This window comes from Salipiger sp. PrR003, assembly GCF_010500785.1.
GTDB classification, from domain to species: Bacteria; Pseudomonadota; Alphaproteobacteria; order Rhodobacterales; family Rhodobacteraceae; genus Salipiger; species Salipiger pacificus_A.
Genome location: NZ_JAAGOV010000046.1, coordinates 71,585 through 86,299, shown reverse-complemented (window position 1 = coordinate 86,299; position 14,715 = coordinate 71,585). Strand labels below are relative to the sequence as shown.

Here is a 14,715-nt window from a genome sequence, read left to right as displayed (position 1 = left end):
CCGGAGGGTCCGCAAAGCGGAAGCCGGTTTTTCGTTTGAAGGACGGCGCTTTAGCGCCGACCGGTCGCGAAGAGCGGACCGAGTCATGTTGAGTGTCCGAAACGCGCTGGCGGAGACTGGGCGGGACCTTGCAAGCTCGGCTCTCTGCAGGCGGGACAATCATGGACGGCGGCTACGGAGATTCCGGCATCGCCGCTGGCCGGTTAGATGAAAGCGGGCGGTGGCGCGCAGCGCCGGCGACGTCACATCACGTTCTCACCTGCGTCCGGGGCGAAAGAGACCTATGCCCTGGGTCACATCTCGAGCGACGGGTCCTGTCCACGCCGCTGGCGCTCCCGGACATAGTCCTTGATGATTGTGTAGCCGACGGTGAACCCGTGCTCATCACGAAGCCGATCGAAGATGCGCTTGGCGGTGTGCCGCTGCTTGCGATGCACCGTCTTGTCGCCATCGAGCCACGCATCGATGATCTCGGTAAACCCATCCAGCTTCGGCCACTTGATCGGTGCCGTTCGCCGATAGCCAGGCGGCACCGAGAAGGCCAAGGCCTTCTCCACCGTATCACGAGAGATGTTGAAATAGGCTGCTGCCGCACGCTTGCTCATGCCGTCGGCGCAGGCCATGCGAGCCTTTCGATATAACTCCACGGTATAGATCGCCCAGAGCATCAGCACGTTGATGCCGCGATAGTCCTCGCCATTGAAGCGGGCCGGCATCACCGCCTGCTTGGCGGTGCAGGACCCGACCGCACGGCTTGCCGGCACGATCCGGAGTCTGCTCAGCGCCCTGCCGGCACAGAAAGGCCCGACGCTGTTCGCTGTCAACCAGGCGGAGCTTGCAGAACTTGCTTGCCTGTCCCGGAACACCATCGGCCGCAGCCTTGCCGTACTGGAGCGGGACGGGTCCCTGAGCAGGAAATACTGACGGTTGCTGGTCGATATCGACCGGCTGAACGAGTGGCTGCAGCGACATTTTTCCAGTTGATGCGCCCGGCCCCGGGTAGCAGCAGCGGACACCAGGCGACGGGCATTCTTACCGTCGGTTTACACTGACCTCGGCAACCGTTGCCCCAAGGCGCGGCCAATCCACCGGCCTTGGGGCGGCTTCTCGATCCACGGGCGGCATCCGGCGCATGACACAGCTGATGCCGCCGCGCTATGGGTCTGGCATGACACGCAAAGAAACCCAGTCGGCCCGTATCGCGCGGGTGCTCGCGGATCGGATCATCTCGGGTGAAATCCCGCCCGGTGCCCGCCTTCGCCAGGATCATATCGCTATCGAATTTCAGGCCAGCCATGTGCCGGTGCGAGAGGCCTTCCGTACGCTGGAGGCACAAGGGCTCGCTGAGGGCGAGCTGCGCCGCGGATACCGCGTGACCGATTTCGACGTTGCCGAGCTGAGAGAGGTGGCGGAGATGCGGGCCAGCCTCGAAGTGTTGGCGCTGCGCAACGCCGCGCCCAAAATGACCCGCGCGATCCTAGCCGAGGCTGATGCGGTCACGCGGCAGGGCGACCGCGCCTGCAGCGTCCGAGACTGGGAAGCCGCGAACCGGCAGTTCCACAGGCTCATCCTTTCGCCCTGTCAGATGCCGCGTCTTCTTCGCAGTATCGATGACCTGCATACCGCCAGCGCACGCTTCCTCTTCGCCGCTTGGCGACGGGACTGGGAGTCGCGCACCGACCATGACCATCGGGCCATCCTCGAGGCGTTGCGGAAGGGGCAGGTCGACTTGGCCTGCACCGTCCTAGCACGGCACGTCGGCTGGATCGGAAAGCGCAAGGCAGCGAGAAAAAACGCCATTATTACTGATACATACGACATTTCTGGATAATTATCTATAATCTGCGTTGTTTTGAAACCGCTCTCTGCCCGAGGTTGATGATCATCATCCAACCAGCCGAGGAGAGCCTTTCGATGACACCCCTGACGCCCACGCACGCGCGTGGCCTGCCGCTCTGGCGCAGCCTTGCCTTTGCCCTTGCCGGCGCCGCGCTGATCACGATTGGGGCCAAGGTCCAGATCCCATTCTGGCCAGTTCCGATGACTCTTCACACGCTGGCGATCTGCCTCGTCGCGGCAGGGCTAGGGCCGCGGCTCGGGCTTGCTGCCATGACGACCTATCTCGGCGCGGGTGCGCTCGGGCTGCCGGTGTTTTCGGGCACCCCCGAGCGCGGCATCGGTCTCGCCTACCTGATGGGCCCTACCGGCGGCTACCTCGCGGGATACCTGCTGGCGACACCGCTTATCGGCACCCTCGCACGGGGCCGTGGTTGGCTTGGCATGGCCGCGGCGATGGTTGCGGGCCTTGCCCTCGTCTATGCCTTCGGCCTCGCTTGGCTGGCGCTCTTCGTTACGAGCCCGAAGCTGCTCGCAGCGGGGCTCACGCCGTTCGTGCTTGGCGATCTCTTGAAGGTCGCGCTGGCCGCGACGCTGGTTTCAGGCGTGAGCAGTCTGAAAGGTCGCCTTGCATGATCCGCACGGATTGGACGATACCGGAGGCACATGCCATCCACGCCCTGCCCTTTCCTGAGTTGCTGGCGCAGGCGCAGGCCACGCACCGTGCTCATTTCGACCCCACCGAGATCGAGACCGCCAGCCTCTTGTCGATCAAGACCGGCGGCTGCCCGGAGGATTGCGGCTACTGCTCGCAGTCGGCGCATTACGACACCGGGGTGAAAGCAAGCAAGCTGATGGGCACAGAGGCGGTTCTTGCAGCCGCGCGACGGGCAAAGGACGCCGGGGCGCAGCGCTTCTGCATGGGCGCGGCATGGCGCGGCCCCAAGGACCGCGATATGGACCATCTTTGCGAAATGGTTCAGGGCGTTGCGGAGCTCGGCCTCGAGACCTGCATGACGCTGGGGATGCTGACCCCGGAACAGGTGACGCGGCTGAAGGATGCCGGGCTCGATTTCTACAACCACAACATCGACACCTCCCCCGACTACTACGCGCAAATCGCCACGACCCGGACGATGGACGACCGGCTGGAGACCCTGTCCCATGTCCGAAACGGCGGGATCCGGGTCTGCTGCGGTGGCATCCTCGGAATGGGCGAAACCGAAGAGGATCGGATCGCGATGCTGGTAACGCTCGCCACATTGCCCGAGCATCCCCAGAGCGTTCCGGTGAACCTGTGGAATGACGTCGACGGCGTCCCGGTGCAGGAATACGCCGAACCGGTGGACCCCTTTTCGCTTGTCCGGGCGGTGGCGCTTGCACGGATACTCATGCCCGCCTCGGTCGTACGGCTCTCGGCCGGACGCACAAGGATGAGCGACGAGTTGCAGGCGCTGTGCTTCGTGGCGGGTGCAAACTCGATCTTCGTGGGGGAGCAGTTGCTGACCACAGGCAACCCATCCGCCAGCCAGGATGCGGCGCTGCTGGCGCGGCTCGGCATGCGCATCGCGAAGGTGGCGCCGCATAGGTCGCGCAAGACATCTGCTGACACCGCACGTTCGCATCAACCTTTGTAGAGACTTCTGGCGGGCCTTGGTCGCCCGCCAGTACAAGTTCCGCTGCAGCTTTCTTGGCAACCAGCGAACCGCGAGGGCTCAACGCCTGAGTGTCGCCTTGCCGGTAAGCGGTCTTGTAGATGGTCTTCGGATGTCTGTTCAGGCGTCCCGGCTGACCCGCTGCAATCAGCTGACACCCGCAGCCCGTGACCCGGAGGCATGTGCCGTGGCGCGGGCGGCTATGATGGAGCTCGGGCCGGAACCCGGCTCCGCATATGTCAGTGCCCGCCCGAGAACACCAGCGTCTGCACCGGCAGGAACAGCATGCGCAACCGCAGTCCCGCCGCATGCACCACGCCGATCGTATCGACCACGTGCAAGAAGATCCGCGTGCCGGTGCCCAACTCCTCATGTTCGAGCCGGTGGTGGTTGTTGGTATAGAGCATGACGGTACAGCTGCTGCCCGGAGGCACATTGGTCGGCTGATCGGTGTAGAGCGGCTCGAGGTAGACCAGCACGCTGCCGGGGCGCACATCGTCCTGCGGATCGACCAGCCGGTCGCTCGGCCGCAGCTGCCCCGAGGGGATCACATCCTGGACCTCGGTCACCACCATCGGGATGATGTCGAGGGGTTTGCTGAGGCAGCCCATCTCGCCGACCATGCCAGGGTGAATAACCTGCGCGGCGATCTGGTTGAAGGCAGCCTGGAACCGCTCCGCCCCTGCGCCGCTCGGCACGAAGATGCCGGCAGGCCGGGCGAGCGGGCTGATGAAGTCGCCGACCTGAAGCGCAAGCTGCTCGATCCGCCCGTCGACCCCGGCCGAAATCAACGTCTTGCCCAGCTCGGCCTCGGCCAGCGCCAGCTGCGCGCGGGCGCTTTCGAGCTTGGCGGGCAGCACCTCATCGATCCGTTGCTGGGCGCTTTCCTTCTGCAGCTCGGCGGCGCGCAGTTGCGCCTCGCGCTGGTCGACCAGGTTCTCGAAACGCTCGATATCCACCAGGCGAACGGCGCTCGATCCCTGGTCGCGCAACTGCTCGTTGCGCTGCAGCTCTTCCTGCGCCTGTACAAGCGCCGCGCGGGCCTGGGCGATTCCTGCGTCGGCCTGCGCCAGATCGGTTTCAGCCAGCTTTGCGGAAGCGTCGGTTTCGGCCAGCAGCGCCAGCGCCGCATCGACCTGCGCCTGCTGCGACAGCCCGTCGAGCCGCACCAGCGGATCTCCCGCCGAGACCTTTTGGTTGTTCACCACGTAAATGTCCGAGACCCGCCCGCTCACCTGCGGCAGGATGGTCACTGTGCGGAAATAGGAGGACACTGACATGCTGGCCGGGTGGTAGTAGAAGAGCACAGTGATCAGCGAGACGGTCAGGAAGATCCAGAGCGTCAGCCCCCAGCGCAGCTCGTACCACACCGAGAAAAGCGTCAGCTCGTGTCCGAACCGCTTCCCCTGCCCGTAGCGGCGATAGAGATAGTCCGGCAGCAGCGAGACAAGCGAACAGAGGATGGCTTCGAGCAAAATCAGGCCTCCCCGTCGCGATGGCGGAACGCAGGCTCCGCAGCCGGGTCAGAACCATCGGGCTGCGGAATGTCCTCCTCCACGGGCCGGCCGGCGAGCCGTGCGAGAGAGCGGGCGATCGACTGTAGCGGCGACAGCATGTCGGGGAACTGAAAGCCCGCGACCAGCACCGCTGCGACCCAGAACAGGTTGTTGTGGGTGAACAGCGCCAGCAATGCGAGGATGCCGACGATTTGCAATTGCGGGTGGCTCGACTTGTGCGCCATGCGCTCGGGGATCGCATGCAGCGTCAGGTATATGACCCCAAGGCCGATGACGAGCGCGATGCCGAAAACCGTCATCACCGTAAACAAAGTATCAGTGCCATCAGCGCCGACCACGTACCCGGGAATGTGGTCAGGAGCCAATGGGTGAACCGCGATCGCTTCCACTGCCATCCCCTTAGAATTCAATCAATTGCTTTAGAATAGGCAGATTCGCGTCGGGTCGGTTAGCTTTTTCGCCCCACGTCCTTTTTCTGGTCGAAGTCTACCCGAGCCCGCCCCGGGGGAAACCTGGCGGTTGCCTTGAAAGTCGGCAGCACAGGTTCCGATGGACTCTTGACCCAGGCTCGGGCCCGAACAGTCATTTCGGCAGGGCTTGCAAAGAGCAGACGCCTGTTTCAGCGCCTGCCAGTTGGCACGCCGCCCGTCAAACCATGGCGGCTTGCTTGAAACCTGCCAAACGGGCGGCCTTCAGGAACGCGTTGCGGGCATCGTCGACGGAGTTCATGCAGTCCATGGCCGCCTCGACCTTCGCCAAGGCGGTTTGCTGTGCGGCATCGGCCACTGGCCATTTGCGGCGCAGCCAGTAATGCACCTTCTCGATCGTGCAGAAGCGCGTGACGTCCCCGTCTTTCGGGTCGATCAGGATGAGGGGGTCTCCCCAGAAAATTTCCATCATGTGTGTTCTCTTTCGTATTCGTGAAGCCACGGTGCCGCCGATTGCGGCCTCTCTTGCGAGGAGACCAATCAGGGGTGCCTGCGGCGTTGTAAGATGTCCGGACGCGGGACCGCTCATGCGCTCCGGGTGGCCGGATTGATCCTGACCACAGCGTCTTCATTTTAGCGGGCGTCTAGGGTGAGAGACGCCCGGCCGGAGTTCGAGGCGCAAATGGTTCTGCGCCACCAGCCAGACCCTTGGGTCCGCCGGAAACTCTCAGGCCCGAATTCGCTCAAGGTTGATCGTTGCGGCGGGGGTCCGCCCAGCGATGACCTGCATGAGCCATGTTGACCAACATCGGCCCATCTTGCGGCGCCCGAAAGGGCAAGCCGCCGGATCGGATTTTACTCCGACTTTTCCTCGGTCGGCTGCGCTTCGGGCTTCGGAACCGGTGTCGGCGCCGTCCGAGTTCTCTGATAGCCGAACGTCTTTGCTCCAGGCCGTTTCTTTGCCGGCTGGCTCAGGAAGTCCTTGAGGTCCAGCTGCTTTTTCGAAGGCGAATAGCCCATGTCTCTCTCCTCTAAATCGTCAAAGTGAATGGAAGCTGCCGCAGGGCAAGCCCTGCAGCAGCTCCTCCAGGTAAGACTGATGCGGAATGGTCGAGGCCCACAGGATGGACCAATCCACTCGACGCGCTCACCCGGAAATCCGATCTGCTTGGCCCAAAGCGTGCGGGCCGGTCAAACCGTCGTCTGCAATCGCGGCACGGCGCCAGACGGGCAATCCACCCGTTCGGCACCGGCCATGTCTTGGTGATCACGTCTTGTCGCGCGCTTCGCGTGCAGCTTTGAGACGCTCCAGTTTCTCGGCGCGCTCGTCGGCTTCTTCTTGCAAGACGCGCTTGGCGCCCGCCGTGATCCTGTCGAGCTGGGTTTCCGGCCCGGTCCGCTTCTCACCAGACGTCCCTTTGGGCTGAGGCGGTTTCCCGCCGTTCCCGGTCTGCGCCGGAATGCCCTTCAGCAGATCGTCCAGCGAGCGCTTCAAGCCAGGGCCAGATTGCTGGCGGACTCGCGACCGTCACGACCGGTCTCGACATCGAAGGTCACTGCCTGACCGTCGTCGATGCGCGAAATCCCGGCACGTTCAAGCGCCGTGATGTGCAGGAAGATATCCTTGTCGCCGCTTTCCGGCGCGATAAAGCCGAAGCCTTTGGTGCTGTTGAACCATTTTACGGTGCCATTGGCCATGTCCGTAGTCTCCTGAATATGCTGCCCACGACATGCGGCAGCCCGGCAAATGTCGATCCAAGACGATCAACCGAAACCGGGTTAGCGGAAGCAGCATTTCGAAGAGAAAAGCGTAAGCTCAATACATGTGGAGACTGCCGCGCAGGTTTACAAGGACAATCGGAAGTTGGCGAAAATTAAAGTTTGCCCGGGCGAGGCCGATGCACCCGGCACGGGGCCCAGTCCTTGGGCAGCTTCCGATCTGCCGTTCAGGGACCATCCACGCTTACGCTCACCCCCACCTCCAGAGAGAGAAGATCGCACCCCGTCCCGTAGTACCCGCCACTCACCGGCGTCACCTGGGCGATGTTGCGCGCGACCGCCACCGGGATGAGGTTCGCCGACCCGACGGAGCGATTGGTCGGGTCGAAAGCGATCCAACCCGCCCCGGGAACGAAGACCTCGACCCAGGCATGGGTCGATCCCGCGCCGAATGAGCCAAGGTTTTCCCCTGCGGGGTCGTGCAGATAACCGGAGACGAGCCGCGCGCCAAAGCCAAGCGTGCGCACAGCCTCGGCAAAGAGGACCGCGAGATCCCGGCACGAGCCCCAGCCTCTGTCCAGGGTCTCGAGCGGCCCCTGGGTCCCTTCCGACGAGCGGCTTTGATAGGAAACCCAGGCGTTCACCCCGTTCGCCACGTCCTTGAGCAGCGACAGGGTGTCGGTCGGCCCATCCATCACAAAGCTATCCACCCAGCGTGCCAGCCTGCCGGCGTCGTCCGCATACTGGGGCTGGGCAAGCGGCCCGAGATCGGTCCAATGATCGCCCTCGTAACGAAAGGGATAGGACGCCGCAGAGGCGGCAATCGCAAAGACCGGCCAAGTCGGAGCACTCAACTCCACCGTCATCCGCGATTGGATGCACAAAAGCTCGGAGGAGGTGTCGAAGGTGGCCGATGCGACCGCGTTGCCAGCGACGTCCTGAGCCCAGTCGATCCGAGCGGAGGGTGAGATCTGCAGATCGAATGCGACCAGGCGCAAGTCTCTCGTCTCTCGGGGGCGGAGCATCAAGCGATGGGGGCCAATGGCCACGGCCTTTCCGTAGCGATACGTTGTGATGTGCGAGATGCTCAGCGTTGTCATGAGAGCTCCTATGGCCCCACGCCGGAGGCGCGATGCCGGGCACGGCCCGAGTCGGCCGGCCGGGACGATCGCCAGGTGGCCGACCGTTTGCAGTGACCACAGATTCTCTCGCCGAAACCCGTGCTCAAGAAACGCGCGCCGCAGCGCAAACACTTGCGCTCCGCCTCCACGTCACCGCGGGCCTTGGTCAGAGCCGGCCGCCTCTCTTCGTCTTCGGTCATAGTGTCGGTCCTTCGCCTTCCTTGAGCAGATCGAGATCCTTGAGCGCCTCTTCGATGATCGTCTGGATCATGGCCTCTCTGATCTCAGGCTCATTCTGGTGTTGCCGCAGCAGGATACGCACTTGCTCCATCGCCTCGATCCACCGGCGCAGTGAATCTGCCAGCAACATCACGTCGATTTCGACGCCGCTGTGATCGAGATGGGCCAGAAGTCCGGAATTCGCCGCCATACGGCGAATGCGGCTTTCGAGCCGACCACTGGGCGTCCTGTGGCGGTCGAGATCGATGGGAAGGTTTGTCACGGTGCGGCTCCCCGAAGTGCCAGCTTCACCGCCCGCCCCCAGAACCGGCGCGTATCGAGATGCATCATTCACCGATGCCCGGCCGAGAAGACCCCGAAAAGGGGAACATGTCGGGCTTGCTGCCCGCGCCTCTGGCAGGAGGGTGGGCACCTTGGGCACGATGCAAGGGACTGCCGCTTGTGGGTGATCTTGTGGCATAATAGTGGCGCAGCTCTCGCTCGCTGACGCCGTCCGCCAGCATCACCATCCGAATGAGCGGATCCGCCAGCATCTTCTCGAGGAAAGTGTCTCTCAGCTCCGTTTCCCCCATCCTGTCGGTCGCCATGGCCTGCTCCAGCTCGCCAAGCGGGACGGTCAGGGTGCGTGCGAGGCCCGGGTGAGCGATCTGGGGGTGCAGATGGACGAGAACCGACGCGGCAAGGTTTTCGTCGGCTCTTACGGTACCTATGCTAAGCAATTCGCTCTCGATGAGATACTCGCCAGCTGGCAGCGTTTCATCAAAGCTCTCGAGCTCAAAGGGTTTGTGAAAGACGACGATGGTGGGGATCGGAGTGGTCATGTCTGGTCTCCCGGCAAAACTCTTGGTCGTAAGGCTGTGGGCGGAATAGCGAAGCGTCTCCGCTGATCTGGCGCAGCCACCAGTGGATCCTTGCGGGTCAGGCCAAAGAGAGCGTCAGGCACCTCCATGAAGCTGGAAAAGGCGTCACTCCACGGTTTCTGGATTGCCGGCCAGCTCAGCCTCCTCGGTCCAGACCTGGAAGCCCGTGAGCGTGTTCGGCCCAAAAGTCTGCGTCAGCGGAACGTCCGCCGCGTCTCGCCCCCGGGCAATGAGAATTCGCGCGGTCCGACGCGTGTTGTTTCGCGGATCGAAGACCCACCAGCGCCCGTCGAGGAACACTTCCATCCAGGCCGCGAAATCGCCCGGGGGGTGCGGCTCCGGCTCACCAATGTCGCTCAGGTAGCCCGTGCAGTATCGGGCGGGGATGTTCATGCACCGGCAGAAGGTGATCGCGAGATGGGCAAAGTCGCGGCACACGCCATGCCGGGCGGACAGGGCCTGTGACGCCGTGCGCGTCGCATCGGCCTTCATGTAATCGAATCTGATCGTCTGGTGGACGTGGTCACAGATGGCTTGGACTCGCGCCCAGCCCGGGGGGGTGCCTTCGAAAAGCTGCCACGCCTGCTCGGATAGGATGTCGGTGTCGCAGTAGCGGCTTCCCAGCAGGAACACGAGCGTCTCGAACGGCAGGTCTTCGACATTGTGCTGGCGTGCCCCCGGAAACGTCGGATCGGGCTGCCCGGTATCGCGAAAGATGCCGCTGCTGGACAAGGTGAACTCCCCGGCCGGGGCAAGCATCCGGGTACACCAGTTGCCGAAGCCGTCGCGATAGCTTTCGAGCGAGACGCTGGGGGAGGTGACAAGATAGTCCGCCTGCTCAAGATCGCCGAAGCGTGAGTAGTGGACGTTCAGCATCGCGATCAATGGTGTCGGCTGCACGAAGGTATATTGCAGGCGGCAGCCTATTTTAACTCGCATTTGGATCTCCTTGGCGCCGCATGGGCGCCGATGGTTTGCGGCGAAACTGGCCAGCGCAGGAAAGTTGAGGAAGCGCGCCTCGGGACTGCGGGGGCAGGATGCGGATCAGAGGGCGAGCGCGCTCAGACAAGCCTTGGCGATGTCCGCATCCGGCTTCTCGGCGCCGGGGACCGTCGCCCAACCCGCCGACATTACGGCGTCTTTTTGTTTGTAGGTGTTGGCCGCGCGGATCGTTTCCATCTTCGCGCTGCGCTCAGGGTCACTCTGCGCCAAGTCAAGACAAACCGGGACCATTGCCGCAATGACGCTGTCATGGCTTGCGGTCTGCGCGCGTGTCGCGGCGCCTCCTGCGGTCTGCCAGCCGCCCCAAGAGAACCCGAGGACGGCAAGGGCGACAGCCCCGATGGCGGCGCCATAAACGCCCGGTTTGAGCCAAGAGACGGTTTTCATTTTATTGTCCTCCAAGGAAGTGACCATGCACGTCCCACCATTCTTGGAGAGGATGCCACGCTGGTCATACGGCAGTGGGAGCGCGCACGCGCTTACACATGTTAGCGGCCGCCCGCACGCCAACGCGACCGCGCGCCGGATCATGCCCCCGGCAGCAACGGTCCCTCTTGGTCCAGATAGGTCGGATCAAAATCCGCGAGCGTCACGAGCCCGTTGTAATCCTGGAACGACACGTGGCCGTCCCGGAATGTGACCAGCCCCCTTTCCCGCAACTGCCGCAGCACGCGGTTCACATGGATGGCGCTCAGACCCAGGGCATCCGCCAGGTGGTACTGTGTCAAAGGGCAGTCATAGCCGCCTCGGCCTCCCAGCCCGACCAGCGACAAACGGCACGCGAGTTCCAAAAGAAAATGCGCCATGCGCGCCGCAGCATCGCGTCGACCGATGCCGACGAGATGCTCGACCACCATGGCCTCGTCCCGAGAGGCGGCCCAGAAGATCGCGGTTGCAAGACGCGGCATCTGAGTCAGGACGTTCAGAAGATCCTCGGACAGCACCTCGATCGCCTCGATGTCGGTGATCGGCTCGAAGCTGTGGTCGGAGGTGCGCAGAAGAACGCTGCGCAGTCCGAGAAAATCGCCGGGGATCTGGACATCGACGATCTGCCGCGTGCCGTCTGCTTGGATCTTGTACGAGCAGGCCCATCCGGAGGCGAGAACGTAGGCCGCTTGCCGCGATTGCCCCTGATAGACAAGGTCTCGCCCGGCTGAGAAGGATCTGCGGCGCTCGTGAAGGCGCTCGAGTACCGCCATCTCGCTGTCGTTGAAAACCGCGAAGGCCGAGAGTTTGCGGGCGAGAGGGCTGTCTGTTGCGGAAGTCATTGGGCCCTCATGGAATTCGGAATTTCGCGGCTCCCAAAAAATCTAAATGGCTGCTTCAGGTTAGCGCACCATAGCAGGGTTCCGGCCAAAGTGCAGACGACAAACGGAGAGCCGTTTCTTCCCGCTTCACGAAGGAGAGAAGATCAAGATGCGCAACGGTGTCGAATACCTCGGTGTTGCCGCGGTCTCCATTTGCGAGGCGCTCCTGCTTGCCCTGAGCGAAAACGAGGTCCTTCCCGACGGCGAGATTATGGGACTCTTGAAGGATGCCGCCGCAACACATGAAAACGCGGCAAAGGCATCCCACCAGCCAGCAACCATCGAGATGCACCGCGAGGTCGCGGCCATCATCAACGGCATCATCGCTGGCCGAGCGGCGGCGACACAAGAGCGCTGATTTTCTGAACCAGAAAGTTTGAGGGAACCAGAAAACCTGGCGATGCCGCGTAGCTCCATCCGTCTGGCGGGCCGAGCTACGGCTCCTGCTGCTGTGCCGCAGTTGGGCTGCGAGCCCCAACTCGACGTTCAAGACGGCGGCATCCGAGGGGGGTTCGCATGCGCAGCATCAGACAAACCCATCACGGGATGCGCAGACCGCACTTTGACTTGCCGGGGGGGGCCGACGTCGCAAGCCACAGCGTCAATAGCGAAATCGCGATGGCGTTTTCAGCGCACCGCCCGGGGCATTCTGCTCCAGTCCTGCGCCATGTCGACAATCAGCCAACCGCGCCCTTCGCCTTCGTCCAGCCCGCGGGCCAGTTGCCCGACGTGGCAGTGGCGGTCATAGGCGAACTCCCGGTCCGCGCCGGTGTGATGCACCAGCAGGCTGAAGGACGGCCCCGCGTTCATCCCGCAGGGCCGACATTTTCTTGTTATCGCCCGCCAGCGCTCACTGCGTGCCCCCCGGTTGCGCGAGTTTCTCCATCACCTTGTCGAGGCTGAAGGATGCCGCTTCCTGACGTGGCGGGTATTCCTTGAAGCTCTCGAGGAAGTTGGCCACGTAGGTCTGTGCTGGCACGAACATGTAGGCACGGTCGAGCATCCAGTCGTAGAAGGTATTCGACGTCCGGTAGCCCCGCTCATAGGGATCGCGGCGCAGGTTGAAGACGAGCGGCGTGCGCAGCGGCGTCAGCGGCTCGATCCAGGCGCGGAACGTGGCCCAGGCCTTTTGCTCGAGGAAAGTGATCTTCCAGTCGGCATAGCGCAGCGCCATCAGGTCGCCATCATCCGAGAAATAGAAGATCTCCTTGCGCGGGCTCTCTTCGGTTTCGCCGGTCAGCAGCGGCAGGATGTTGTAGCCGTCGAGATGGCCCTTGTAGTCACGGCCGCCGCCCACTTCGGCGACAGTGATGCCTTCCAGCAGGTCGTCCTTGATCGTCTCGTTCCCGGCAGCGGCAAGGAAGGTCGGCAGCCAGTCCATGTGATGGACGATCTCGTTGACCACCTCGTCCTCGGGGATATGGCCCGGCCAGCGCACCATCGCAGGCACGCGCCACGCGCCTTCCCAGTTGGTGTTCTTTTCGCCCCAGAACGGCGTCATCCCGGCATCGGGCCAGGTGTTCATATGCGGGCCGTTGTCGGTGGAATAGAAGACGATGGTGTTGTCCGCGATCCCGAGCTCGTCCAGCTTGTCGAGGAAAACGCCGATATCGGCGTCATGCTCGATCATGCCTGCGGTGTATTCGTCGACCTGTTTGCCGACGATCTCGTTGGCTCTTGCGCGGTTCTCTTCGCTGACATGCGTGCGGAAGTGCATGCGGGTGCCACTCCACCAGACGAACCAGGGTGTGCCCTGCTCGTTGGCGCGTTCGATGAAATCGATCGCCGCAGCGGTGGTCTCGTCATCCACGGTTTCCATGCGCGTCTTCGTCAGCGGTCCGGTGTCTTCGATTTCCCCGTCAGCGTAGGAATGTATGACGCCACGTGGACCGAAGGCTTCCCGGAAGGTTTGGCCGTCAGCGGTCATCATGTCGGCCGGATAGTCCTCGTTCTCGGGCTCTTCCTCGGCGTTGATGTGATAAAGGTTGCCAAAGAACTCATCGAATCCGTGGTTGGTCGGCAGGTGCTCGTCGCGGTCGCCGAGGTGGTTCTTGCCGAACTGGCCGGTCGCGTAGCCCTCGGCCTTTAGCAGGCCCGCGATGGTCGGATCTTCGACCTGGATGCCTTCCTGCGCGCCGGGCAGGCCGACCTTTGACAGACCTGTGCGGAACACCGACTGGCCCATGATAAAGGAGGAACTGCCGGCTGTGCAGGATTGCTCACCGTAGTAGTCGGTGAACATCATGCCCTCCTTCGCGATCCGGTCGATGTTGGGCGTCTCGTAGCCCATCAGCCCCCTCGTGTAGGCCGAGATATTGGATTGGCCCACATCATCGCCCCAGGTCACCAGAATGTTCGGCTTCGCGGCGGTTGCCGTGTCCTGTGCCGCGAGTGGGCCGCCCGATACCGCGACTGCGGCCACGGCCATCAGAAATAGATGCGCTTTATGTCTTGGTGACATGACTGTCTCCCTGTCAGCGTAATTCGCTCGGTACAGCGCAGGTCCAAGGGCAAAGGTCGATTCCGCGGCATTGGCCTGCACCGCAGGGGAAGCTTGGGTGCCGTTGCGTCGTCCGTATAGTTGGACCAAGTACCTACACCGCGCTCGCGGGCGCGGAGTCAGCTGTCGAGCAGCGCCGCGAGATCGCTCCGCGGGATCGGCTTGGTGATGTAGCAGGCCGCCCCTGCCTCCAAGCACGCCTCCCGCGCGCCGGCGACATCTCGGCCCGTCATCACGGCGATACGCAGGTCAGGCGCGTCCGCCGCGAGCGCCGAAATGAGCTCGGCACCGCCGATCCCGGGCAGATGCAGATCGAGCAGAAGGACGGCGGATGATCTGGGCAACGCGCTGGCGAGCAGCGCCTCTCCGCTCTCGAAGGCATAGACGGAAAACCCGAGGGATCGGACCGCACGTGACAGCGCGCGGCTGACGGCCGCGTCATCTTCAACGATCAGGACAATTCTGGGTTTCGGCTCCATGCGGGAAATCTAGACAGCCCCGCCTCGCAGGCATAGTTGGCCTCTGTACCT

The 14,715-nt window shown here is 63.2% G+C and carries 19 protein-coding genes and 1 pseudogene; 4 read left to right on the top strand and 16 right to left on the bottom strand.

Annotation, left to right across the window (positions count from 1 at the left end; genetic code table 11):
• Positions 1-311 precede the first annotated feature (311 nt).
• Positions 312-605 (bottom strand): annotated as a pseudogene (locus tag G0D83_RS17340) (IS21 family transposase); the annotation flags it as partial.
• 563 nt (positions 606-1,168) lie between these two features.
• On the opposite strand from G0D83_RS17340, the gene G0D83_RS17335 reads away from it, so the two are divergent.
• From G0D83_RS17335 to bioB, 3 genes are all read left to right on the top strand, one after another.
• Positions 1,169-1,831, top strand: coding sequence for a GntR family transcriptional regulator (locus G0D83_RS17335; protein WP_108970986.1), 663 nt, complete (start codon positions 1,169-1,171; stop codon positions 1,829-1,831).
• An 83-nt stretch (positions 1,832-1,914) separates the two neighbouring features.
• Positions 1,915-2,472: a biotin transporter BioY gene (locus G0D83_RS17330; protein WP_164196032.1), complete on the top strand. Its 558-nt coding sequence runs from the start codon at positions 1,915-1,917 to the stop codon at positions 2,470-2,472.
• The gene (bioB, locus tag G0D83_RS17325) at positions 2,469-3,473 is read left to right on the top strand and encodes a biotin synthase BioB (RefSeq protein WP_164196031.1); all 1,005 of its coding nucleotides are present in this window, start codon (positions 2,469-2,471) and stop codon (positions 3,471-3,473) included. Before G0D83_RS17330 ends, bioB begins: the two co-directional genes overlap by 4 nt.
• Before the next feature lie 257 nt (positions 3,474-3,730).
• Here the strand turns inward: bioB and G0D83_RS17320 are convergent, their stop codons facing one another.
• From G0D83_RS17320 to G0D83_RS17265, 12 genes are all read right to left on the bottom strand, one after another.
• On the bottom strand, positions 3,731-4,966 hold the full coding sequence (locus G0D83_RS17320) for an HlyD family secretion protein (RefSeq protein ID WP_164196029.1): 1,236 nt from the start codon (positions 4,964-4,966) through the stop codon (positions 3,731-3,733).
• Positions 4,967-4,968: 2 nt separating this feature from the next.
• Complete coding sequence (locus G0D83_RS17315; protein ID WP_164196027.1) at positions 4,969-5,403, bottom strand: hypothetical protein; 435 nt, start codon at positions 5,401-5,403, stop codon at positions 4,969-4,971.
• Between the two features lie 253 nt (positions 5,404-5,656).
• Complete coding sequence (locus G0D83_RS17310) at positions 5,657-5,908, bottom strand: DUF982 domain-containing protein (RefSeq protein ID WP_108970944.1); 252 nt, start codon at positions 5,906-5,908, stop codon at positions 5,657-5,659.
• 383 nt (positions 5,909-6,291) lie between these two features.
• Complete coding sequence (locus G0D83_RS17305) at positions 6,292-6,456, bottom strand: hypothetical protein (protein WP_159099742.1); 165 nt, start codon at positions 6,454-6,456, stop codon at positions 6,292-6,294.
• A 247-nt stretch (positions 6,457-6,703) separates the two neighbouring features.
• The gene (locus G0D83_RS17300; RefSeq protein WP_164196025.1) at positions 6,704-6,931 is read right to left on the bottom strand and encodes a hypothetical protein; all 228 of its coding nucleotides are present in this window, start codon (positions 6,929-6,931) and stop codon (positions 6,704-6,706) included.
• The gene (locus G0D83_RS17295; RefSeq protein ID WP_164196024.1) at positions 6,928-7,134 is read right to left on the bottom strand and encodes a cold-shock protein; all 207 of its coding nucleotides are present in this window, start codon (positions 7,132-7,134) and stop codon (positions 6,928-6,930) included. The genes G0D83_RS17300 and G0D83_RS17295 overlap by 4 nt, the downstream gene beginning before the upstream one ends.
• 248 nt (positions 7,135-7,382) lie before the next feature.
• Entirely contained in the window at positions 7,383-8,255 is an 873-nt protein-coding gene (locus G0D83_RS17290; protein WP_164196022.1) for a transglutaminase family protein, read from the bottom strand.
• 217 nt (positions 8,256-8,472) lie between these two features.
• Entirely contained in the window at positions 8,473-8,778 is a 306-nt protein-coding gene (locus G0D83_RS17285; protein WP_159099743.1) for a hypothetical protein, read from the bottom strand.
• 64 nt (positions 8,779-8,842) lie between these two features.
• Positions 8,843-9,337, bottom strand: coding sequence for a hypothetical protein (locus tag G0D83_RS17280; RefSeq protein WP_203595616.1), 495 nt, complete (start codon positions 9,335-9,337; stop codon positions 8,843-8,845).
• Positions 9,338-9,481: 144 nt separating this feature from the next.
• A complete protein-coding gene (locus G0D83_RS17275; RefSeq protein WP_108970949.1) occupies positions 9,482-10,315 on the bottom strand; it encodes a transglutaminase family protein in 834 nt (277 codons plus the stop codon).
• A gap of 105 nt (positions 10,316-10,420) precedes the next feature.
• Positions 10,421-10,765: a hypothetical protein gene (locus G0D83_RS17270; RefSeq protein ID WP_164196020.1), complete on the bottom strand. Its 345-nt coding sequence runs from the start codon at positions 10,763-10,765 to the stop codon at positions 10,421-10,423.
• Between the two features lie 140 nt (positions 10,766-10,905).
• Positions 10,906-11,646 (bottom strand): Crp/Fnr family transcriptional regulator, encoded by a 741-nt coding sequence (locus tag G0D83_RS17265; protein ID WP_164196018.1) that lies wholly within the window; start codon positions 11,644-11,646, stop codon positions 10,906-10,908.
• Between the two features lie 148 nt (positions 11,647-11,794).
• Here G0D83_RS17265 and G0D83_RS17260 point away from each other — a divergent pair, with 148 nt between their 5' ends.
• Positions 11,795-12,043 carry a hypothetical protein gene (locus G0D83_RS17260; protein ID WP_164196016.1) on the top strand — a complete coding sequence of 83 codons (249 nt, stop codon included), beginning with the start codon at positions 11,795-11,797 and terminating at the stop codon, positions 12,041-12,043.
• Positions 12,044-12,312: 269 nt separating this feature from the next.
• Here G0D83_RS17260 and G0D83_RS17255 read toward each other — a convergent pair whose 3' ends face one another.
• From G0D83_RS17255 to G0D83_RS17245, 3 genes are all read right to left on the bottom strand, one after another.
• Positions 12,313-12,495 (bottom strand): hypothetical protein, encoded by a 183-nt coding sequence (locus G0D83_RS17255; protein ID WP_370457255.1) that lies wholly within the window; start codon positions 12,493-12,495, stop codon positions 12,313-12,315.
• A 40-nt stretch (positions 12,496-12,535) separates the two neighbouring features.
• Positions 12,536-14,146 carry an arylsulfatase gene (locus G0D83_RS17250; protein WP_235958118.1) on the bottom strand — a complete coding sequence of 537 codons (1,611 nt, stop codon included), beginning with the start codon at positions 14,144-14,146 and terminating at the stop codon, positions 12,536-12,538.
• Positions 14,147-14,304: 158 nt separating this feature from the next.
• A complete protein-coding gene (locus tag G0D83_RS17245) occupies positions 14,305-14,664 on the bottom strand; it encodes a response regulator transcription factor (protein WP_164196015.1) in 360 nt (119 codons plus the stop codon).
• Positions 14,665-14,715 lie beyond the last annotated feature (51 nt).